The following is a 20,804-nucleotide window of genomic DNA, read 5'->3' on the forward strand; positions in this document are numbered from 1 at the left end:
AACTGTTCTTAGTCAAGTTTCTTGAGTGATCTCATCCTTGATATCTATCGAAATGAGCGCTTAAGATAGGACATAAATATGTAGGAACCATGTATGTCTGAACCAAAAAACGTCTTTCAACCAACAAGACAACACTTAAAAACAGGAAACTTATCGTTTCTTACAAAGCAAGTTGCCGAATGGCAAAAACTTACTAAATTAATTCAACCGCTACTTCCTCAACCTGAGAATTGGCGAGTTGTCTGTTATCAATACGGTATTTTGACCATCACCGGTGAAAATCAAGCCATGATTAGTCAACTCGGTTATCTTCAAAAACAGTATATTTCTCAATTATCACAAATCAACGAACTTCGTGATTTACAAAAACTGCAAGTTCGTTTACGTATTCAAAACAGCAATACTGAAACACCCCCACAACGCCATAAAACTGTAAAAAGCATACAACCTGCAACATCTGAAATGTTACAAAATGCCGCTAGTTTTGTGAGCGACCCTAAGCTTAGCCAAGCTTTACTACGTTTGGCAAGCAATAAAAAGTAAACTGATTAGATTAAATTAAGATTAAAACTGATCAAAATATGACAGATATCACACTTTTTATTGTTACACTATAACACAATGCCTAAAAGACAAAGACTTATGTCACGTTGACAAAATGAATTGGGCACAGCTTCTCGTCATCAAATGTTACAATTTCATAGCTGCTTGGATCACTTTTAACATTGCGTAAAAGTTGATTGTTCAGTGCATGTCCCGATTTATAACCATCGAATTTGGCAATAATTTGATGTCCAAGTAGGTATAAGTCACCAACTGCATCCAAAATTTTATGCCGAACAAACTCATCTGCAAAGCGTAGACCTTCTTCATTGACCACGCCGGTATCATCTAAACCAACAGCATTATCTAAGCTCGCACCCAAGGCTAAATTATTGGCTTTTAAATAATCGAGATCTTTCATAAAACCAAAAGTACGTGCGCCGCTGACTTCATAGACAAACGTTTCTGTTGAAAAATCAATGGTCGCCGATTGGTATTCTTTTGCAAAAGCAGGATGATCAAAGTCGATGGTGAAGTTGATTTGAAAACCATCGTGAGGGGTAAAAATTGCGCGCTTATCTTCTATGAGTGCTTCAACAGGTTTGAGAATCCGAATAAATTTTTTCGGTGCGTCTTGTTCTACTAATTCGCCCTGCATGAGTAAGTATATAAATGGACCTGCACTACCATCCATAATTGGTATTTCAGAAGCAGACACTTCTATAATCAGGTTATCTATACCCAAGCCAGCGATTGCACTGGTGACATGTTCAATGGTGCCAACCTTGGTTTCATGACTGACCAAATTGGAACACATGAATGCTTCTTGAATCAGCATGGCATCTGCTGGCAGATCGACAGGTGGATTTAAATCGATACGGCGAAATACAATACCCCCGTCCGCCACATGTGGCAAAAAGTTAATCATGACTTTTTGTCCGCTATGTAGTCCGATGCCACTCGCTTTAACGACTCGCTTCAGGGTACGTTGTTTCAACATGCTAATTCGGTCTTCATTCTCAAATCCGCTATACGTTAGCACATTTAGCCATTGATAAAAAACAAAAAAGGTAATGAATCTCACTACCTTTTTCGTTGATATTAATTATTTTTAATAATTATCAATCATTTACGCTGTTGATTTTTCAAATAATCTTGAATACTCATTGGCGTAGAACGACCGCTTGAACTTGGTGCTGCAACAGGTGCACCATCTTCTTGACGTTTATTGATCGCTGGAACATCATCTTCATCAACCACAGTGTTGTGGCTGGCTTGCTGGCTATATGATTGCGCAACATTGCTGATATGGGTTCTGCGTTTTGCTTCAGTTGCATCACTGGCATTACGTGTTAAACCTGTAGCAATCACAGTGACACGAATTTCATCACGTGCGTCTGGATCAAATACAGTACCAAAGAATACTTCACCTTCTTCAAGGTCAACAATCTGGTTCACAACATCTGTAATCACTTCAGTTTCACGTAAAGTCACATCAGCACCGCCCGTGATGTTAATCAACACCCCTTTGGCATTCATGATATTTACATTATCCAATAACGGACTACGGATCGCCAAACGTGCAGCTTCTTCAGCACGGTCTGGACCGCTACTCTTTCCTTCACCCATCATTGCATAACCACGTGTACTCATCGCAGTTTTCAAGTCAGCAAAGTCAAGGTTAATATGACCCGGACGAACAACCAGATCAAAAATACTCCGTACCGCATTCAGCAACACGTCATCTGCTTTACGGTAAGCATCTTGCATAGAGATGTCGCCATAAACGCTGAGTAAACGTTGGTTCGGTATAATAATTAAAGAATCAACATGTTGTTCTAATGCTTCAATCCCTTTTTCAGCCGAACGTTGACGACGACGACCTTCAAAGTTAAATGGTGTTGTCACTACACCTACAGTAAGAATACCCATTTCTTGAGCAATCTCAGCAACAACGGGTGCAGCACCTGTACCTGTACCACCGCCCATTCCAGCAGTCACAAATACCATATCCGCACCTTCAAGATGTTGACGGATTTGCTCACGGCTTTCTTCAGCAGCAATTTGACCTACATCTGGATTAGCACCGGCACCCAAACCACGTGTGCTTTGCTCACCAAGTTGCATTTTAAAAGGCGCATTCATACGATCAAGGGCTTGCTTGTCTGTATTTGCACAAACAAATTTCACACCCTTAATGTCAGATTGCACCATGTGTTGTACGGCATTACCACCGCCGCCACCAACACCAAACACAGTAAAACGGGCTTGACCGTTGTTATCGGTTTGTCCATCGTCTAAAAATTCAAATGAGGCCATGACCTTTAGATTTCCTAATATAATTTGGCAGTCACTTAAGCCCGTATACTGCCTTGATCTTCAATAATAAAAATTGTTTTTAGGATGCTGTTCATTGCAGAGCTTGTCAAGTATTGGACAGAACACTTACAACTTCCTAACAATATTCCCCAAAAAACCACACCTAAAAAATACCTTTTAATTTGTTATTTAAGGCATTCCAACCATTCACAATCCGATCAAAGAATGGTCTTCCACCTTGAACTTCAGGTTCTTCAATCGCCTCTTGCATGTCACTTTGACTAAACAAAAGTAACCCTGCTGCTGTAGCATACATTGAACGACGTAAAGATGGTAAATTCTGATCATCGGTCACCACTTGTAACGGTGGATTGCCTAAGTGTGCAGAGATACCCAACATACGACGAGCCAATGTCACCATGCCTTCAATCTGGCAAACATCACCTGTCAGTACTACACCATGATACAAACTTTGTAGTGCACTACGTTGTTCTAATTCGTATCGTACTTTACCTAAGATATCTTCATAACGTGCGATAATAATTTCAGTCAACTCAATACGACTAATGGTTTGTGGGCCATCAATTGCCTCAAACTGAATCATATGATCCGGTTTAACTTGGTGAATGTCGACACAACCATGCAGTAACTTAATCCGTTCAGCTTCTTCGGTTGTGGTTTGCAATACAGTGGCAATATCACGGGTGACATTTTCACCACCACATTGAATGGTATGGGCTAATGCCAAATGCCCTTCAATATAGACTGCAATATTGGTCGTTCCAGCACCGATATCGAGTAAACAAACGCCATATTCTTTTTCATCTTTCAGCAAACTGCCTTCTGCAGTTGCTAAACAAGACACCACCATTTTTTCAACCGAAATATTGGCGCCTTTCATTGCACGATCCAAGTTCTGCATAGTGCTGATTGGCATCATCATCAATTGATAATGGGCTGTCATACTATTGGCAGATAAATTGATTGGGTTCTGTACCCACTCACTTGAATCATCCAGCTCAAAACCTAAAGGCACTGCACTTGCTAAGTAATGATCGGCTGTCATATGACTGGCTTTAGCAAGCTCTAATGCACGCACAACTTCAGTTGTCGTAATGGTATGTTCTGAATTTGAAATCGGTGTACGACCAATCGCATAATGGCTTTGTAATTCGGTGCTTGGAATTGAAACCCAAGCTGAATGAATACGACACTCAGCCATATCTTCAGCTTCTTGAACGGCTTGTTTAATTGCATTTGTGACTTTATCAAGGCTCACAATTTTGCCTTTATTCATTCCTTTATTGCGTGCGCTTGCCATGCCAATAACCTGAATATTATCAGGGGCATGTACTTTACCAATCAGTACTGAAACTTTATGTGTCCCAATGTCAATTGCAACAACTGAGGGAACAGCTTCATTCATCACTTTGCTACCATTATCTTCATTGTTTATGTTTGGCTATATGCCTCTTTTTCAAGCCACGTATTATGGCTGTGCAACCATCCCACCTGCAACGCTTATGTCATTACTGGTTACAACAAACTGACCATTCACAATCTTTGGTGAAATAGAATTTCTCCATTGAATTGCCAAACCATTTCGGTAGCGCAAATCAATGGCGGAAATATTCGACCAAGCGGGTTTCAAATCAGTTTGAGCCAGGTGACTTAAACGTTGTAGCTTACTCATGGTTTGATCTTGATCTACGATCACCCGTAGTCCCGAATCAAACTGCATAAACCAAGTCATACGTTCAGTGAGATAAAGCTCTTTTAAACGTAAGTTGACTGGGTGAAATAATTGATTAATTTCATTATAGCGACGCATCATCACTTTGGATTGGCTGAGCGGCCCATGAAGCAATGGCAAGTTTGAATAATTCTTCGCCACCGCTTCTGTATAGACATCTCCAGCATCACTCAGTAATCGCCCGGTTCCCCAACGCGCGATTGCATGACGCGGCATAATCCGCACGCGAATACCATTTGGCCATGCCCGTGAAACCACAACACGATCCACCCATGATACTTCTAGTGCTTTATCTCGAATCTGTTCTAAATCCGAGGTGAAATAATTATTTTTAACAACAGGCGCCAAATGTTGTGTAATCGCTTGTGACTCTACCGGTGAGGTGGTACCTACCACTTGAAGTGTGGCCACCCGAGCATCGGTAATCACTTTATACAGACCATAGATTCCTGCAAATAGCACAGCAATAGCAATGACCATAAGCAACCAGCTTCCCACGTTGAGAAGCTTTTCCTGACGTGTTGGCGGCTTATCGTGTATTGATGTAATTGCCGCACGTTTGCGACGCATCGAAGCAGGAAGTTGAGCCATAAACTTAGTGTGCTTGTTCCGTGAGCGTTTGCGCTAAAATCGCAACACACAACTCATCAAAGCTATAACCTACAGCTTTTGCAGCTTTAGGCACAAGCGAGTGACTGGTCATGCCAGGTACTGTATTCACTTCCAACAACCAGAAATGACCTTGTTCATCTAACATCGCATCAATCCGTCCCCAACCACTGGCACCGACGGCTTGGAAAGCCCGTAAACACAATTCTTGTAAGTTCTTTTCTTCTGACTCGCTTAAACCACATGGAATACCATATTCCACGTCATTACGGTTATATTTTGCCTCATAGTCATAGAATGCAACATCAGCAGGCGGTTGCAAACGAATCACGGGTAATGGCAAACCATTGAGGAAAGAAATGGTATATTCACGCCCCGTGATCCATTTTTCAGCCATCACCACAGCATCATGTACTGTGGCTTTTTCAATTGCAGCAGCAAGGTCTTCCGCTTTTTCAACCTTGCTCATCCCAACACTAGAACCTTCATGTACAGGCTTAATGATTAATGGTAAGCCAAGGCTTTCAATCACTTCAGTTAAATCAGAATCTTTGGAAATAATACGATACGGTGCTGTCGGTAAATCTGAACCTTGCCAGATTTGTTTGGTTTTAACTTTGTCCATACCAATCGCTGAACCCTGAACACCTGTACCTGTATACGGTACATTCATCCATTCTAGTGCGCCTTGGATTTGACCGTCTTCGCCACCACGACCATGCAATACAATAAATGCGCGATCATAACCCACAAGTTCCGTCACACTACGTTCTTGTGGATCGAAGCCTTCCGCATTCACACCCGAACGTAATAATGCTTCTAAAACAGCTTTACCACTATCTAATGACACCTCACGCTCAGCAGATTTCCCACCAAGCAACACCGCTACTTTGCCGAATTTAGAAGCATTTGACACGTTTAAATCCTTAAACTTATAAGTTAGTCAATTTAATTTCGAGGCTTTATTCAAATCCAAATTTAAACAAAGCCAAATCAATTATTTTAAATACAGTTGGTTTTGAGCCAATTCTACAGAAATTGCTCCCACGTTACCCGCACCTTGTGTTAATAACAAGTCATTCGCTTGTAACACTTTTTGTATCGCGTTCTGCAAATTGCCTTCCACTGGGTCAATCAAGATCGGCTCAACTTCACCACGCAGGCGAATACTCCGAGCTAATGAACGACTATCTGCACCAACAATCGGTTTCTCACCTGCAGGATATACTTCTAACAACAACAATTGATCGACTTGTGACAACACATCTACAAAATCATCAAAACAATCACGAGTACGACTATAACGATGTGGCTGGAACATCATCACCAAACGACGATCTGGATGGCTGGCACGTGCAGCTTTAATGGTCGCTTCAACTTCTTTCGGGTGATGCCCATAATCATCTACAAGTTTTACTGTACCTTCATCCAATTCAAACTCACCTTGAACTTGGAAACGGCGACCTACACCACTAAAGCTTTCTAAGGCACGTGCAATCGCAGCATCAGACACACCTTCATCCGTTGCAATACCAATCGCAGCCAGTGCGTTTAGAATATTATGCAAACCAGGAAGATTAATGGTTAAACGTAATGGCTCACGACCTTTTCGTAATACCGTAAAGCTTGACTGCATACCGACTTGTTCAACATCAATTGCTCGAATGTCATTGTCTTCATTAAAACCATAGGTCAATACTGGACGACCAATACGTGGCATGATTTCACGAATATTGGCATCATCACCACACACTACAGCCAAGCCATAGAACGGCATTTTCTGTAAGAATTTGATAAAGGTGTCTTTAAGTACATCAAAACTACCGCCATAGGTATCCATATGATCTGCATCAATATTGGTAACAATGGCCGCCATAGGCTCAAGATGTAAAAATGATGCATCTGATTCGTCTGCTTCTGCGACAATAAAACGACTAGCACCCAACGCAGCATTAACACCGGTACGGTTTAACAGACCACCGATCACATAAGTTGGATCCATGTTTTCTTCTGCCAACATGCAGGTCACTAAACTGGTTGTGGTGGTTTTACCATGGGTTCCTGCAACCGCAATACCATGACGATAACGCATCAATTCACCCAACATTTCTGCACGGCGGACTACGGGTATACGGTTTTCAATTGCTGCTTTTACTTCTAAATTTTCAGGGTCAATTGCAGTAGAAACAACCAGTACATTTGCACCTTTGATATTGTCTGCCGTATGTCCAATAAAAACTTTAATGCCGTTTTCTTCAAGTTGAACTGTTGTTTTTGATGCCTTAATGTCAGAACCAGAAACCTTATAGCCTTGGTTTTTCAATACTTCTGCAATACCACACATCCCAGCGCCACCGATACCCACAAAATGGATATGTTTAATACGGCGCATCTCTGGAATTTTAATTAGGTTTTTTGCTTTATCAGCAGGGCTTGTTGGAGACATAATCAACTCTAACTTACAAATCTTGAATTAAACCAACCACACGTTGTGTTGCATCTGGTTGAGCTTGTTGACGAGCTTTTACCGCCATTTCCATCAGTAATTGGCGGTTCATCAACGGTGTTAGTAAATCCTTTAACGAATCTGGAGTCATGCTCTGCTGCGGACAGATTTTCGCAGCACCTGTTTTCTCCAAAAATCGTGCATTGGCAGTTTGGTGATCGTCCACCGCACTTGGTAATGGCACAAATACAGCCGCCACACCAGCCGTCGCCACTTCAGTGACCGTTAAGGCACCTGCACGACAAATAATTAAATCTGCGTTGCTATAGGCCAGTGCCATATCTTCAATAAATTGCTGAACCTCAACCTGTATATTTGCAGGCGCATCCGCATATAAAGCCTGTGTGGTCTCTTGTTTATTTTGCCCACACTGATGAAATACTTTTAATGGAACATCAAATTGTTTTAAGGCTTGAGGTACACATTCATTCAAGGCTTGTGCACCCAAAGAACCACCAACAATTAAAATATGTAAGGGTTCAGCCGCATTTTCGCGTTCTTTATAACGAAAAGAAGGATTATAAATTGCGGTAATTTCTGACCGTACAGGATTACCTGTCGTCACAATTTTTTCACTTTTCGGAAAAGTATCTGGAAATGCTTCGCAGACTTTTTTAGCAATTCTTGAAAGCTGGGTATTGGTAAAGCCTGCCACTGCATTTTGTTCGTGAATAATCACAGGAATACCCAACAGACGTGCAGCCAAACCACCCGGACCCGCAACATAACCGCCAAAACCAGCCACTGCATCGACATTGAGCTGTTTCATATAGCGCATTGCGCTCAAGGTTGCTTTTAAAATTTTAAACGGTGCAGCTAATTTACGTACAATACCGTTGCCACGTACACCTTGAATGTCAATGTGATAGATTGGAATATCATGTTGTTTTAAAAGTCGATTTTCCATACCTGTCGGAGTCGCCAACCAAGACACTTGGCTGCCTTGTTGTTGCAATTCTTTTGCAACTGCCAGTGCAGGGAATACATGTCCACCTGTACCTGCCGCCATCATCATGATGTGTTTCGGTGTGCTTTGCTGGGGTTCGGTCACGGTCTAATTCTTCAATGCAAAAATAAATATTTAACGAATATCTTAAACAACCAATTGTAATCACAATCCGCTATGGGGAAAAGTTTATTTACTTTTTTTCACCAAGCCTTTCATTGTTTTTTTCTACTGATTTGAAAGTTTAAACTACTTTTATCATTAATCCGTTAAAAAAAGTGGAATTAAACGTTATTTTTTTATATTTCTCGATGATTTATCATTTTTATAGCCAATCGACAGCAAAAAATAGAGCCGCGAAAGACTCTATTTTTTAGTTGAGATTTAGAATGCAGTATCCCAGCTTAAATTAAACTGACTGACCTGCTTCTAGTACATTAAACAAATCATCTGCAATTGAAGTACCAAATTGATCATCAATTTCACGAATACAGGTTGGACTGGTGACATTGATTTCAGTGACATAATTTCCAATCACATCTAATCCGACAAAAACCAAGCCTTTGGCTTTTAAGAATGGTCCAACTTTGGCTGCGATGGCTTTGTCATTTTCAGTCAATGGACGAGCTTCACCCAAACCGCCTGCTGCCAAATTCCCACGCACCTCACCATTTTGAGGAATACGAGCCAAGCAATAAGGTACAGGCTCACCATTAATCAGCAAAATACGTTTATCACCATCCACAATTTCAGGGATATAACGTTGTGCCATAATCGGTTGTGTGCCATTTTCAGTTAAAATTTCAATGGTTGAACCAATATTGACCCCATCTTGATATAAACGGAAGATCCCCATTCCACCCATACCATCCAGTGGCTTAACAATAACGTCACCATGTTCTTTTAAGAATTCACGAATCAAACTTTGTTGCGAAGTCACTAAAGTGGGTACTTGTAGATCTGGAAATTGGGTCGCAAACAATTTTTCATTACAGTCACGCAAACTTTGTGGTTTGTTAATAATCCACGCCCCTTCACGCTCTGCCTGTTCCAAAATATAAGTGGTATAAACAAAATTCATGTCAAAAGGCGGATCTTTACGCATCAACACCACATCATACGTTGCAAGCGACTCTTTGGCTTTTTCACCTAACTCATAATAGTGATCATAATCTTCAAAAACCTGAAGCGGTGAAATCAAACCAAATGCTTTGCCTTGGTCAATATATAAATCTTGTTGTAATGCATAGCCTAACTCATGCCCTCGACGTGCAGCCGCCCATAACATTGCCATTGTTGAGTCTTTTTTCAGGTTTACACTTTCGATGGGATCCATCACAACAAGTACGCGCATATTGATGCTCTTATAAAATTTTGGATTGAATGCAGTATAGCGGAGAATCTGGTGTACTTTTTCGAAATTTCGCTAAACTCTTAGCAATTATTGTGAATATGATGATCGAAATGCAACAAGCCATTGTGGGATTTCATTTGGATGAGGAGCAACATTATGTTGCTGAACTTGCCTGTGGGCATCAACAACATGTACGTCATCTTCCGCCTTGGCAGAATCGTCCGTGGGTGTTGACAGAACAAGGACGGCAGGAAAAAATAGGCATGCTGTTAGAGTGTAAGGCTTGTGAAATAACCCAGAAATAAGCCTTCAAATAAAATAATATTCGGAGTAGGATTGACTCTAAATCAATATTTTCGACGAATAAAACAATAGTGGGATATATAACATGTTGAAAAAAAATATTTATATTGCGTGTTCTATTTTATTTATTACATCAAATACATTTGCGCAAAAAAATGATTTATTACAAGGTTATTGGGCGATGTTGCCTTTGAACAATGGGATTGCCAATGTCGCTTATTTAGATGGCAAAGACACCGCTACCTTATATCCTTTTGAGTGTGACTTTAAAAATAAAACCGTCAGCTCGCCAGAACCACCTGAGGTTTCAAAATACAAAATTAAAAATAACAGCCTCTATTTGCTTTACCCAGATGAAGCAGCAAACCAAACGCTCGTCATCAAAGCATTAAAAAAAGATCAGTTGGTATTAGAACAGACCTTTCTTGAAAATTATGCCTTAACCTATACCTATCAAAAAGTAGAAGGTATAAAAAATTTATGCCCTACCGCATAGATCTAACATCAGCCCAGTAAGTACAAGCACATCAATGGCAAAACAGATAATTAATGCGTGATCACTATGCTAGATCAAAACGACTCATCAGAGATTAAAAATTACTATAACAAACTTGCGCACGACTACGATAACAACCGTTTTAACAACAGTTATGGGCAATATTTAGACCAACAAGAGCGTGCTTTTCTCAAGCGTATTCTCGGTAAAACAGCACCTACACATTGTATGGATATCGGTTGTGGTACAGGTCGTTTACTCGATTATGCCGATTATGGTGTGGATTTCAGCCCTGAAATGCTGAAAGCCGCTAGAGAAAAATATCCACATAAAATTTTGCTTGAAGGCTCTCTGACTGAAATTCCAATCAAAAATCATCAGCTTGAGGTGATTTATAGCTTTCATGTGATCATGCATCAAGACCATGCAACCACAGAACAGTTTCTAAATCAGGCGCAGCAAAAATTAAAAACCAATGGCAAGCTTATTTTTGATTTCCCCTCCGCCAAACGTCGACAAGCTGTAAAGCATCAACAACAAAGCTGGCATGCTGCTCATCAAATGACATTGGCAGAGATTGAAAAGCTGCTTGGCACTCAATGGAAGCTGGTTGAAAGTCAGGGCTTTTTATTTTTCCCTATCCATCGTATTCCAACGATTTTACGCCCACTGTTTAGAAGCCTAGACAGCTTGATGTGCCGTTCATTTTTAAAAGAATATGCATCATACTTGGTTGTGGTTTTAGAAAAACAACCGTCAGTAAACGATTAGAATAAGCAGGTGGAATATGCGGCAATATTTACCCAAATCATCGAAACTGTTTTATCAGTTATTACGCAGGTATTGTCGTGAACACCTTTTCTCGAAGCTACAGTTTGCCTTAAGACATCAAGCACTGTGGCAAGCAGACCAGCAAATTTCAACCCAACAAAACATCAAGATAGATCATTATTTTGAAAATAAAACCCATAACATTGATCTTGCGATTGAGGCCTTAAACGGTTTGGTCATTGAGCCAAATCAAATCTTTTCATTTTGGCATTTGGTAACAGCCCCAACGTTAAACAATGGCTATAAAACAGGACGTAATCTGGTCAATGGAAAAGTTTCAGAAGATCTGGGTGGTGGGATCTGTCAAATTTCTTTTTTGCTCTATATCAATGCGTTAAAAGCGGGTTTAACCATCATAGAACGACATTCACATTCGATTGATATTTACCAAGAACATGAACGCTTTACCCCCTTAGGCAGTGATGCAACTGTGGTGTATGGCTATAAGGACTTACAGTTTCAAAATTGTTTAGATCAGGCACTACAAATTCAAATTTTTAGACAGCATGACCAACTGGTCGCCACGTTGGTCGCTCAACAGCATTTAAAGGAATATACACTCAAATTTATTGTTAAAGATTCTAAAACCCATCGAATTGTCCGCACCTTGCAAGATCAAAAACAGATTGAGCAAAGTATCTACTTGCTCAATTCACCTGCTGATTAAGCTTATTTTTCTTGAAATTGTTGTTGGCTATTTTCTATCAGGTATTGATGTGCAGTCCGTGGATCACGCGGTAAGGCCAGTTTGACACGACAGCCCAACTCGATATCATCTTTTTCAAACACAATGATTTCAGCATCCAGCTCTATTGGACGACCAATTTCAAAATCGGTTTGATCTAAACTTTCTCCCAATAAGTCTGCATATTTCTTTTCTAAGTGACCAATGGTTAAATCTTGAATCATGACTTTAATCGAGTATTGTTGTCTCGAACATTCAGGTTCACGTTGAATACGTGATTTCTTGATATAACTGTTCTCAGATGCTCTTAACATCAATTCATTGATTAATTTTTTCTGGGCGTGCACGTTGATATTTAAAACCAGCTCAAACTGCTCTAAACCTTGCCATTGAAATGGATATTGCCGAAAAAACATATCCCGCTCAAATTGGTAACGTTGCCAACGTCGTTGGTCGATATGTTTGACCAACATAATGCCAAGTACAGCAACCACGACGATTATCAATAGAATGAACATTAAAAATGGCACCTAATCCTTTATAGTCCATAAAAATAAGGAGCTTATGCTCCTTATCTTATCCTTTTTTTTAACTTATATACCATATTTCACACGGTAAGCTTCCATTTTTGCTAAAGCATCTTGCTCACCTTTAGCATCAAGATAATCCATTAAGTCTTTCATGTTAATTAAAGCGTGCACTGGAATCTCAAGTTCTTGTTGAACTTCTTGGATGGCAGACAATTGACCTTGCCCTTTTTCTTGACGATCTAGCGCAACCAATACGCCTGCAATTGTCGCACCTGCATTTTTAAGAATTGTGACAACTTCACGAATTGCGGTACCCGCTGTAATCACATCATCAATAATCCAGACTTTTTTGCCTTCTACTGAAGCACCGACCAATACACCGCCTTCACCATGGTCTTTGGCTTCTTTACGGTTAAAGCCCCAAGGCACACTGACATCATGTACTTGTGACAAAGCCACAGCTGTTGCGGCAACAAAAGGAATTCCTTTGTATGCAGGCCCAAAGATCACTTCAACGTTGTTACATTGTGTTAATTTATCTGCATAACCTTGAGCTAAAAGCGATAATGCTTCACCATCGTTGAGTAAACCTGCATTAAAAAAATAAGGGCTCACACGGCCTGATTTTAAAGTAAACTCACCAAATTTAAGCACACCACGTGATAATGCGAGTTCGATAAAAGCTTGCGGGTTAAACTGAGCTGGCGTTGACATGAGGTGCTCCAAAATTCATACATTGAGGTTATGACTGCGCATGATACCAAAGAGTAGCTATCCAAGTGATCAAAAAATTTTAAGAGTTGTCTCAATTAACGTAAATGGCTTACGTTCATCCGTCACTAAAGGCCTACTTGAATGGATGGAAAAGTCAGATGCAGACGTGATCTGTATCCAAGAAAGCCGTATTACGCATGAACAGTGGACCGATAAATTTAAACCCGAAGGTTGGTTTACCCATTTGTTCCCTGCGGAAAAATCAGGCTATGCAGGTACAGCGATTTACAGTCGCTTGCCGTTTAAATCGATCCAGAATGGTTTGGGTTTTGAACTTGCCGATAGTCAAGGTCGTTTTATTAGCGCGGAATTTGATGTCGGTTTAGCCAAACCTGTGCATATCTGCTCGCTGTATTTACCTTCAGGTTCATCAGGTGATGAAGCACAAGCTCGTAAAGATCACTTCTTAGAAGAATATCGAAAAATTTTAAAACAATGGCGTGATGAAGATAAGTCAATCATTGTTTGTGGCGATTACAACATCGTGCATAAACGAATCGATATTAAAAACTGGTCAGGTAACCAAAAATCGTCAGGTTGCTTACCGCATGAACGTGCCTGGTTAGATCATATTTATGATGAACTAGGCTATGTCGATACATTTCGTGAAGTTCGTAAAGAAGCAGAACTGTATTCTTGGTGGTCCAATCGTGGACAAGCGCGTGCGAAAAATGTCGGTTGGCGTATTGATTATCAAGCATGCTCACCTGACTGGAAAGATCGCACAGTCAATGCTTGGGTCTATAAAGATGAATGGTATAGCGACCATGCCCCTGTGATTATTGATTATCAAATTTAAACAGCCCAATGCTCAATTTTTAAATAAAAATTGAGCATTTTTGTGAACAAGTGTTCACTGATTATAAGGCAATAACTTACAAATTTTGTCGTGTTATCTTATATTTTCTTCATATCAACAAGCGCATTATACACGCACGGCACAGGGACATTGTCAGGATGACAGCAAAAGGATAGGACGCCGTAGGAAGAAAAGGAAATAAGTATTTTGAATATTTATTTTTCAAGGATGTGACATTGGACGTTGTAATGAGACCCGCATAATCAGGATGATTAGATGCGGGTTTTCTCTTTTTTTAATTTCAATTTTCTTTAGTTTCAATTTTTTTATTTTTTAGATTCAAATCATTTAATCAGCCAGTCTACTGCTCGCTTCAATAAAATATTAAGCGCAAATTGTTAAATTCTGATGACAGCAATCACGCCTTTTAAAATATTTTATCTATTCTTATACTGTACATATTGGCAATTTTGCTACTCTTTCTGTCAAATCAAACAATTGAATATTAGGTTAAGACATGTTGAAAATTTATGGAATCAAAAATTGTAACTCCATGAAAAAAGCTTTTGATTTACTGACTGAACTTGGCTTGAGTTATGAATTTCATGATTATAAAAAACAAGGCATAGATGCAGAGACGGTTAAACAATGGCTCGATCATATTGGGCAAGATCTTGTACTCAATAAAAAAGGTACAACGTGGAAAAAGCTCAGTGAACAAGAACAACAACTGGCTTTGTCGAGTGAACAAGCACTGATTCAAGCACTTACCACACACACCAGTTTAATCAAGCGCCCTGTGATTGATCAAAATGGCCAGTATGTAATTGGTTTTGATGAAGATAAAATTAAAGCTTTAAAACTTACAGCATAAAAATCATCGAGCAACAAAAAGCCTGATCAATAGATCAGGCTTTTTGTTGTGGTGAATCAATCTGCTTAGTTTGCACGCACCCAAGTTTGGTTGCGACCTAAAGCAGAAATACCCATATAACCACGTAACTTTAACTGGTTACCAGCAAGTTCACCTTTGAGCTTATAGGTCTTGCCATTTTTAGGATCTAGAATCGTACCATTGTCATAGTTTTTACCACCAACATTTTTTAGACCATTGACAATCGTCACACCTTTCAATGATTTATTGTGGTAAGCACCTTCACATTTGGTACAAGAGTTTTCTTCACCTGGCGTTAAAATACTTTGAATCGTTGCCGTCAATGTTCCATTTTTTTGTTCAGTGAATTTCACAATTGCTTTGGGCTGTTTCGTTGTGTCATCAATTGTTTTCCAAACTGTTCCATTGAGTGGATCCGCAGCATTTGCAAGAACTGTTGCTGATAATAAGCCTAATGCAAGTACAATTTTTTTCATTGTTTTGTTTTCCCTAGTCTAATTGACGCTTTATAGTATCAAAAATTTACGTCGAATTAGCAATTCTTGAATGTGACTATATAGTGTACCCTTGTAACAAATGTTGATAAATCAACAAAAATAAAGTCAAAAGTTTAACAATATGGAAGGAACATGAAGATTAACTCAGCTCTGAAACAATATCTTACAGAATCTATTCTTAAATCTAGCTTCAAATTTCCAAGTCGTTTCAATCTTCCCCCAGCAACTGCACGTTTTGGAATAGAACAACTTGCACGTGTTTTTCCACAACGTAAAGATGTACAGATTCGTTCTTTGCGCATTGCGGGGATTCGGGCAGAAGAAATTAAACCGCAAGCGCATGCGACTCAAATGATTTTTCATATTCATGGTGGAGCATTTTTTGTCGGTTCAATCAAAACCCATCGTGCGTTTTTATCTGAAGTTGCTGCACGTACGCAAATGCAAGTTTTACATGTAGATTATCCGCTCGCACCTGAAAGCAAATTTCCTGAAGCAGGTGATGCGATTTATGATATTTATCAGCAACTTTTAGATCAAGGTGTGCAAGCGAAAGACATTATTGTTTCTGGTGATTCCTGTGGTGCAAATCTGGCTTTGGCACTCGCTCTACGCATCAAACAAGAAAATAAACAACAACTCCCAAGCGCCTTAATCCTGATGTCACCTTTCTTAGACCTGACTTTAACAGGTGAATCTCTACGCTATAATCAGAAGCATGATGCTTTACTGTCAATCGAAGCGCTTGAATCTGGTATTGATTTTTACGTACCAAAAAACATGGATCGTTCTTTACCCCCACTTTCGCCTATATTTGGAGATTTTGCAGGGCTGCCACCGACTTTAGTTCAAATTGGCTCTAAAGAGATTCTGTTGTCAGATGCGCAACGTTTCGAAGAAAAAGCCAAAGCTGCAGGCGTGCAAGTCAATTACAAGCTGTATACGGGAATGTGGCATAATTTCCAAATGTTTAGCCCGTGGTTTGATGAAGCAAAACAATCTTTAGCAGATATTGCTGAATTCGCTCATAAAATTGATAAAGATTAATCCCAATATTGACCAAATGGTGAACAACAAGCGCTTTAAAAGCCAAACTGTTGTTCACCTTTAAAAATAAAATCATCCATTTAAACAAAATGAGCATTCACTAGAATAATAATTATACAATTCATTGGAACTATATTTCTTGTCAGATTTATTTTTAGGGGATTTTCCCAGTCCGAATAGACTCTTAACCTATACTACAAAGTTAATCACACTTTTTAAAATTATGTATATATCCTTCAAGTATTTACTTCAACTTTAGTTTGAGTTTAAGCCAATAAGTTGCTACATTCTAAGTATCAACAATAAAAATCCAAGTGTGGATGGATTAGATTATGCGTAATAAAATTTATTCAGAAAAACGACGTAAAATTCATTCCTTATTCAATCAAGTATTGAAACATTCTTTTATTGCCAAATTAATCCATAAAAACCAACTCAGTAATAATCTGGAAATCGACCCACATACAGGTATTTATAATCAGTTTGCAATTAATACCTATTTAAAAGAGTTACATCCTCAGACTGAATCAAATTTTGGTATCGTTTTACTCAGTGTGGATAACTGGTGTGAAATCAAGAATAAATACACTCTAAAAATCGCACATAAGGCTTTAGCCGCAATCGCCCAAGAGTTATTGCAAAATATCCGTGAAACAGATCTTGTTGGTCGTTATAGCGAATCTGAATTTATTTTAATTCTCAGTGATGTTACTCAAGATCAAGCTCATCATATCGCAAATCGTCTATCACTTTTAATGAATCATTATGATTTAAAGATCAATAACAAAGTCATTCCACTTCAAACAAGTTGTGGTGCATCTGTTTCTAAACATGACAGCATGAGTAATGCGGTATTGCAGCAAGCAGACCAAGCGTTATATATTGCGAAAACCAATCGCAAAGCTTGTTATACGGGTACAGGTGTTTTATCTTAAAACAGCTATATATTTAAAAATTAATTACACCACTATTTATTTTATATTAATAATAAAATATTCTTTTATTAACAAATAAATGATAACAATTCTTTGTTTTAATAAATTTTAATCACTATAATTTAAAAAATTATTAATCAGTACTTAATGAATAGCAAACTGAAAAAACCTGGAATAATTATGAATGAAGGTATCGAATATAGGACTTAATCATTACTGGCAAAAGCTGAAACAACAATTAGATTCAAATATCATTATGAATTGGAGCAGTTTACATAAATGTATCTTGATTCTGTTCCTGACTGTTGCCCTTCATTTATCATGGATTGCGTGGAAAGTTTTTATTTTATTCAATCCAGAAACTTGGCAATGGGTCAATATCTCCTTGATTCGTTCACAACTTATGGTCAATGCTGGCTCCACCCTACTGCTTTTTTTCCTGATCGCATTTTGTTATTTCTTTCAGAATAAAAAATGGGCAAATACCATCCTCCCCCATATCGTCATCAGTATTTTTATTATCTTAATGCTTGCTGATGGCTTTCTTGTCGGTATCTATAGTCCAGCCACTGTTTTTGCATTCGTGTGTATTTCTGGTGTGGGTTTAATCTTATTCAATAGAAAAATTATTTATCTGCAAATTAGTACCGCCCTGCTGTTCTATATTGCAATGATGTTCTGTACCTATTGGCGCATCATTCCGTACGCTCCAATTTTTAATGAACATCTGTTGGAAAATAATCGGCATGACAATACCTTCTGGGTGGGAACGATGTTGTATTTTATAGTCCCTATTTTAATTGTATGTTTGATTTTATGTGAAATTTTGCTGTCTCAGTGGCGCTATAGAGAATCATTAATTAAAAAACTCAGTGAAACGGATCCACTGACCAATTTATATAATCGTCGTTTTTTTAATGAAAAGCTTGATGATATCCAAAATAAGCAAACCCACTACGCCATTATCTTGATTGATATTGATCATTTCAAAGAAATCAATGATTTATATGGGCATCATTTTGGTGATGAAGCATTGTGTCAGGTTGCCAAATTATTATCATCTCACATTCGTCAGTCAGATATTGTGGCTCGTTATGGCGGTGAAGAATTTATTATTGCCATGCCTGAAACTTCTTTAAACATTGCTCAAGCACTTGCTGAACGCTGCCGATTGGCGATTCAAAACCAAGTGCTTGAATCGCTTGATCATCATTATGTTCAGCTGACCGCCAGTTTTGGTATTGCCACCTCGAATGATGATGACAATATCAGCAAAATTATTCATCTCGCAGACAAAGCGCTATATCGGGCCAAACAATCCGGGCGCAATCAAGTCCAGCTCTATCATGCTCAAATCAATGAAATAGCTTAAGCGGTATTCACTAGATTAAACTTGGCTACGATATTGCTCTTCACACGCTACAAATCGAAATTCTACATGGGCTTCTGCTATCCATTGTTGTACAGCAGGGACCGCTAATATCTTGTCGATATAACGCTGACTGTTCGCTGATACGGCAATGCCATAACCGATGAAACGCATCACAACTGGCGCATAAAAAGCATCGACAATCGTAAATTCATCAGCACATAAAAAACTGTCAGGATGTGGTCGCTCCGACCATAATTGTTCAATCCGTTTTACATCGTGCTGTAGTTTTAAATTTTCCTGCCAAAGCTGTGCCCCAATATGCTTTAAATCAACATCTAAATTCATATCACAACAACTACGCAAAGCCATTAAACTACTGTGCATTTCAGCGGACATCGATCTTGCGCGCGCACGTTGTTTTACATCTTGAGGCCACAAGTGTTTTTCAGGAAACTTTTCTGCCAGATATTCACAAATCGCCAACGAATCCCAAATTAAAAAGCCATCGTCCACTAAGGCTGGGACTTTGCCAGTTGGGTTTATTTTTAAAATACTTTGTTTAAATTGGCTATCGACATCAAAGTGATCGAAAGCAATAAGATGCTCTGTAAATGGAATGTTGAAATGCTGAATTACTAACCAAGGTCGCATCGACCACGTCGAATAATTTTTATCACCAATAAACAGTTCTAACATTCTAATACTCCTGTATTTATTGCTTATTTTGAACTCAGCATACACAAGATAAGACTGTTCTAAAAGCATTTCAAAAAATGTTCGCTTTTAAAACAAATCAAGGAGTAGATCAACTACTCCTTGACGATGTATCAGACTGAATTGATTAGAATAAGAATGCCACACCTAAACCAGCTTTATAACTACGATCTCGCCCTTCCAAATCGACACCAACACTTCCATCAAGTTGGGTACGTTCATTGACTGCATAGATCAAACCAGAGCCTAGACCATACTTATAGTCTTGGCTTTCTGTTTTTGAATAAACAAACTCAGAGAACCCTGAAAGATTACCTGCAATTTTATAACCAACAGTAGGTACAGCGGTCACTGACCAATGCCCATCTTGCACAGCATAGTTCATGGTGATTCCAGTATTGACCAAATCGTTATACTGATAAGCTAATGATGTGCCGATGCTATAAATATCATCTTCTTCACTAAAACCATCATTGCCCGTTGCAATCAAGGCTTGAGCCAAAATCGCCATAGATAATTTATCATCTTTTAAGTCGATGGCTTTTTTAATCCCAATAGAAACATCACCTAAGCCAGAGTCATCCTCTTTCATGCCTTTGTATTTGGTTTGTGTCCAAGCTGGACCCTGCCAGCCTAACTGTAATTCCATACTTGAGGTTAAACCAGTACGGAGCAGCATATCGCCATTGAGGGTTACAGTTTTTGCTTTTGCGCCATCTACTTTAGTTTCTGTATAGGTCGCACTTGGAAGACCTTGCTCCCAAGCCAATTGACCCACTGGCGTGATTCCTGTTCCGAAACCTGTTCCAGGACGATCAAAAGAAAATTCTGCTGCCATTGCGCTTATACTTAGACTCGAAGCAAGGGCTAATGTGATTCTATTTAAAATTGCCATA

Annotated in this window: 23 protein-coding genes; 10 read left to right on the forward strand and 13 right to left on the reverse strand. The window is 39.1% G+C overall.

Annotation, left to right across the window (positions count from 1 at the left end; translation table 11 throughout):
* The first annotated feature begins 93 nt into the window (after window positions 1–93).
* Window positions 94–543, forward strand: coding sequence for a hypothetical protein (locus PYV58_RS21355; protein WP_034611264.1), 450 nt, complete (start codon window positions 94–96; stop codon window positions 541–543).
* Between the two features lie 97 nt (window positions 544–640).
* Here the strand turns inward: PYV58_RS21355 and lpxC are convergent, their stop codons facing one another.
* The 8 genes from lpxC to gshB form a co-directional block, all read right to left on the reverse strand.
* The gene (gene lpxC / locus PYV58_RS21360; protein WP_016539103.1) at window positions 641–1,543 is read right to left on the reverse strand and encodes a UDP-3-O-acyl-N-acetylglucosamine deacetylase; all 903 of its coding nucleotides are present in this window, start codon (window positions 1,541–1,543) and stop codon (window positions 641–643) included.
* Window positions 1,544–1,668: 125 nt separating this feature from the next.
* Window positions 1,669–2,862 carry a cell division protein FtsZ gene (gene ftsZ / locus PYV58_RS21365; RefSeq protein ID WP_004718620.1) on the reverse strand — a complete coding sequence of 398 codons (1,194 nt, stop codon included), beginning with the start codon at window positions 2,860–2,862 and terminating at the stop codon, window positions 1,669–1,671.
* A gap of 163 nt (window positions 2,863–3,025) precedes the next feature.
* Window positions 3,026–4,288: a cell division protein FtsA gene (gene ftsA / locus PYV58_RS21370; RefSeq protein WP_004718623.1), complete on the reverse strand. Its 1,263-nt coding sequence runs from the start codon at window positions 4,286–4,288 to the stop codon at window positions 3,026–3,028.
* A gap of 63 nt (window positions 4,289–4,351) precedes the next feature.
* Window positions 4,352–5,206, reverse strand: coding sequence for a cell division protein FtsQ/DivIB (locus PYV58_RS21375; RefSeq protein WP_034611259.1), 855 nt, complete (start codon window positions 5,204–5,206; stop codon window positions 4,352–4,354).
* A gap of 4 nt (window positions 5,207–5,210) precedes the next feature.
* Entirely contained in the window at window positions 5,211–6,140 is a 930-nt protein-coding gene (locus tag PYV58_RS21380; protein ID WP_004818390.1) for a D-alanine--D-alanine ligase, read from the reverse strand.
* Window positions 6,141–6,221: 81 nt separating this feature from the next.
* Window positions 6,222–7,670 carry a UDP-N-acetylmuramate--L-alanine ligase gene (murC, locus tag PYV58_RS21385; protein ID WP_004818388.1) on the reverse strand — a complete coding sequence of 483 codons (1,449 nt, stop codon included), beginning with the start codon at window positions 7,668–7,670 and terminating at the stop codon, window positions 6,222–6,224.
* A gap of 13 nt (window positions 7,671–7,683) precedes the next feature.
* Complete coding sequence (gene murG, locus PYV58_RS21390) at window positions 7,684–8,781, reverse strand: undecaprenyldiphospho-muramoylpentapeptide beta-N-acetylglucosaminyltransferase (RefSeq protein ID WP_034611255.1); 1,098 nt, start codon at window positions 8,779–8,781, stop codon at window positions 7,684–7,686.
* Window positions 8,782–9,085: 304 nt separating this feature from the next.
* Complete coding sequence (gene gshB, locus PYV58_RS21395) at window positions 9,086–10,030, reverse strand: glutathione synthase (RefSeq protein WP_034611251.1); 945 nt, start codon at window positions 10,028–10,030, stop codon at window positions 9,086–9,088.
* A gap of 110 nt (window positions 10,031–10,140) precedes the next feature.
* Here gshB and PYV58_RS21400 point away from each other — a divergent pair, with 110 nt between their 5' ends.
* The 4 genes from PYV58_RS21400 (at window position 10,141) to PYV58_RS21415 (ending at window position 12,327) form a co-directional block, all read left to right on the forward strand.
* A complete protein-coding gene (locus PYV58_RS21400) occupies window positions 10,141–10,335 on the forward strand; it encodes a DUF3565 domain-containing protein (RefSeq protein WP_034611335.1) in 195 nt (64 codons plus the stop codon).
* 83 nt (window positions 10,336–10,418) lie between these two features.
* The gene (locus tag PYV58_RS21405) at window positions 10,419–10,829 is read left to right on the forward strand and encodes a hypothetical protein (RefSeq protein WP_051670976.1); all 411 of its coding nucleotides are present in this window, start codon (window positions 10,419–10,421) and stop codon (window positions 10,827–10,829) included.
* A 66-nt stretch (window positions 10,830–10,895) separates the two neighbouring features.
* Complete coding sequence (locus PYV58_RS21410) at window positions 10,896–11,600, forward strand: class I SAM-dependent methyltransferase (RefSeq protein WP_034611247.1); 705 nt, start codon at window positions 10,896–10,898, stop codon at window positions 11,598–11,600.
* Window positions 11,601–11,616: 16 nt separating this feature from the next.
* A complete protein-coding gene (locus PYV58_RS21415; protein WP_034611244.1) occupies window positions 11,617–12,327 on the forward strand; it encodes a VanW family protein in 711 nt (236 codons plus the stop codon).
* 2 nt (window positions 12,328–12,329) lie between these two features.
* Here the strand turns inward: PYV58_RS21415 and PYV58_RS21420 are convergent, their stop codons facing one another.
* Both PYV58_RS21420 and pyrE read right to left on the reverse strand, forming a co-directional pair.
* The gene (locus PYV58_RS21420; RefSeq protein ID WP_034611241.1) at window positions 12,330–12,863 is read right to left on the reverse strand and encodes a hypothetical protein; all 534 of its coding nucleotides are present in this window, start codon (window positions 12,861–12,863) and stop codon (window positions 12,330–12,332) included.
* Window positions 12,864–12,938: 75 nt separating this feature from the next.
* Window positions 12,939–13,589 (reverse strand): orotate phosphoribosyltransferase, encoded by a 651-nt coding sequence (gene pyrE / locus PYV58_RS21425; RefSeq protein WP_034611239.1) that lies wholly within the window; start codon window positions 13,587–13,589, stop codon window positions 12,939–12,941.
* Between the two features lie 40 nt (window positions 13,590–13,629).
* Between pyrE and PYV58_RS21430 the strand changes: the two genes are divergently transcribed.
* On the forward strand, window positions 13,630–14,448 hold the full coding sequence (locus tag PYV58_RS21430; RefSeq protein ID WP_004818376.1) for an exodeoxyribonuclease III: 819 nt from the start codon (window positions 13,630–13,632) through the stop codon (window positions 14,446–14,448).
* Window positions 14,449–14,965: 517 nt separating this feature from the next.
* Entirely contained in the window at window positions 14,966–15,322 is a 357-nt protein-coding gene (locus PYV58_RS21435; protein ID WP_034611235.1) for a Spx/MgsR family RNA polymerase-binding regulatory protein, read from the forward strand.
* Window positions 15,323–15,387: 65 nt separating this feature from the next.
* Here the strand turns inward: PYV58_RS21435 and PYV58_RS21440 are convergent, their stop codons facing one another.
* A complete protein-coding gene (locus PYV58_RS21440) occupies window positions 15,388–15,819 on the reverse strand; it encodes a DUF2147 domain-containing protein (protein ID WP_034611232.1) in 432 nt (143 codons plus the stop codon).
* 153 nt (window positions 15,820–15,972) lie between these two features.
* Here PYV58_RS21440 and PYV58_RS21445 point away from each other — a divergent pair, with 153 nt between their 5' ends.
* The 3 genes from PYV58_RS21445 to PYV58_RS21455 all read left to right on the forward strand — a co-directional run bounded on the left by PYV58_RS21445 (window position 15,973) and on the right by PYV58_RS21455 (window position 19,194).
* Window positions 15,973–16,887: an alpha/beta hydrolase gene (locus PYV58_RS21445; protein WP_004818371.1), complete on the forward strand. Its 915-nt coding sequence runs from the start codon at window positions 15,973–15,975 to the stop codon at window positions 16,885–16,887.
* A gap of 332 nt (window positions 16,888–17,219) precedes the next feature.
* Window positions 17,220–17,822 (forward strand): GGDEF domain-containing protein, encoded by a 603-nt coding sequence (locus tag PYV58_RS21450; RefSeq protein WP_034611229.1) that lies wholly within the window; start codon window positions 17,220–17,222, stop codon window positions 17,820–17,822.
* A gap of 184 nt (window positions 17,823–18,006) precedes the next feature.
* Window positions 18,007–19,194 carry a GGDEF domain-containing protein gene (locus PYV58_RS21455; RefSeq protein ID WP_034611226.1) on the forward strand — a complete coding sequence of 396 codons (1,188 nt, stop codon included), beginning with the start codon at window positions 18,007–18,009 and terminating at the stop codon, window positions 19,192–19,194.
* A gap of 15 nt (window positions 19,195–19,209) precedes the next feature.
* Here the strand turns inward: PYV58_RS21455 and PYV58_RS21460 are convergent, their stop codons facing one another.
* Both PYV58_RS21460 and PYV58_RS21465 read right to left on the reverse strand, forming a co-directional pair.
* Window positions 19,210–19,890 carry a glutathione S-transferase family protein gene (locus PYV58_RS21460; RefSeq protein WP_275059679.1) on the reverse strand — a complete coding sequence of 227 codons (681 nt, stop codon included), beginning with the start codon at window positions 19,888–19,890 and terminating at the stop codon, window positions 19,210–19,212.
* Window positions 19,891–20,035: 145 nt separating this feature from the next.
* The gene (locus PYV58_RS21465; protein WP_004818363.1) at window positions 20,036–20,803 is read right to left on the reverse strand and encodes a transporter; all 768 of its coding nucleotides are present in this window, start codon (window positions 20,801–20,803) and stop codon (window positions 20,036–20,038) included.
* Window position 20,804: the final 1 nt, after the last annotated feature.

The organism is Acinetobacter sp. TAC-1 (assembly GCF_029025845.1).
In the GTDB taxonomy this organism is placed as follows: Bacteria; Pseudomonadota; Gammaproteobacteria; order Pseudomonadales; family Moraxellaceae; genus Acinetobacter; species Acinetobacter guillouiae.

Coding starts and splice junctions, on each gene's coding strand:
- PYV58_RS21430 (WP_004818376.1), top strand. CDS start 13,630: ATGATACCAAAGAGTAGCTATCCAAGTGATCAAAAAATTTTAAGAGTT.
- PYV58_RS21410 (WP_034611247.1), top strand. CDS start 10,896: ATGCTAGATCAAAACGACTCATCAGAGATTAAAAATTACTATAACAAA.
- PYV58_RS21400 (WP_034611335.1), top strand. CDS start 10,141: ATGCAACAAGCCATTGTGGGATTTCATTTGGATGAGGAGCAACATTAT.
- PYV58_RS21465 (WP_004818363.1), bottom strand. CDS start 20,803: ATGGCAATTTTAAATAGAATCACATTAGCCCTTGCTTCGAGTCTAAGT.
- murC (WP_004818388.1), bottom strand. CDS start 7,670: ATGTCTCCAACAAGCCCTGCTGATAAAGCAAAAAACCTAATTAAAATT.
- ftsA (WP_004718623.1), bottom strand. CDS start 4,288: ATGAATGAAGCTGTTCCCTCAGTTGTTGCAATTGACATTGGGACACAT.
- PYV58_RS21375 (WP_034611259.1), bottom strand. CDS start 5,206: ATGGCTCAACTTCCTGCTTCGATGCGTCGCAAACGTGCGGCAATTACA.
- PYV58_RS21355 (WP_034611264.1), top strand. CDS start 94: ATGTCTGAACCAAAAAACGTCTTTCAACCAACAAGACAACACTTAAAA.
- PYV58_RS21445 (WP_004818371.1), top strand. CDS start 15,973: ATGAAGATTAACTCAGCTCTGAAACAATATCTTACAGAATCTATTCTT.
- PYV58_RS21415 (WP_034611244.1), top strand. CDS start 11,617: ATGCGGCAATATTTACCCAAATCATCGAAACTGTTTTATCAGTTATTA.
- lpxC (WP_016539103.1), bottom strand. CDS start 1,543: ATGTTGAAACAACGTACCCTGAAGCGAGTCGTTAAAGCGAGTGGCATC.
- PYV58_RS21460 (WP_275059679.1), bottom strand. CDS start 19,890: ATGTTAGAACTGTTTATTGGTGATAAAAATTATTCGACGTGGTCGATG.
- PYV58_RS21440 (WP_034611232.1), bottom strand. CDS start 15,819: ATGAAAAAAATTGTACTTGCATTAGGCTTATTATCAGCAACAGTTCTT.
- PYV58_RS21455 (WP_034611226.1), top strand. CDS start 18,007: ATGAAGGTATCGAATATAGGACTTAATCATTACTGGCAAAAGCTGAAA.
- PYV58_RS21435 (WP_034611235.1), top strand. CDS start 14,966: ATGTTGAAAATTTATGGAATCAAAAATTGTAACTCCATGAAAAAAGCT.
- pyrE (WP_034611239.1), bottom strand. CDS start 13,589: ATGTCAACGCCAGCTCAGTTTAACCCGCAAGCTTTTATCGAACTCGCA.
- PYV58_RS21450 (WP_034611229.1), top strand. CDS start 17,220: ATGCGTAATAAAATTTATTCAGAAAAACGACGTAAAATTCATTCCTTA.
- ftsZ (WP_004718620.1), bottom strand. CDS start 2,862: ATGGCCTCATTTGAATTTTTAGACGATGGACAAACCGATAACAACGGT.
- PYV58_RS21405 (WP_051670976.1), top strand. CDS start 10,419: ATGTTGAAAAAAAATATTTATATTGCGTGTTCTATTTTATTTATTACA.
- gshB (WP_034611251.1), bottom strand. CDS start 10,030: ATGCGCGTACTTGTTGTGATGGATCCCATCGAAAGTGTAAACCTGAAA.
- PYV58_RS21420 (WP_034611241.1), bottom strand. CDS start 12,863: ATGTTCATTCTATTGATAATCGTCGTGGTTGCTGTACTTGGCATTATG.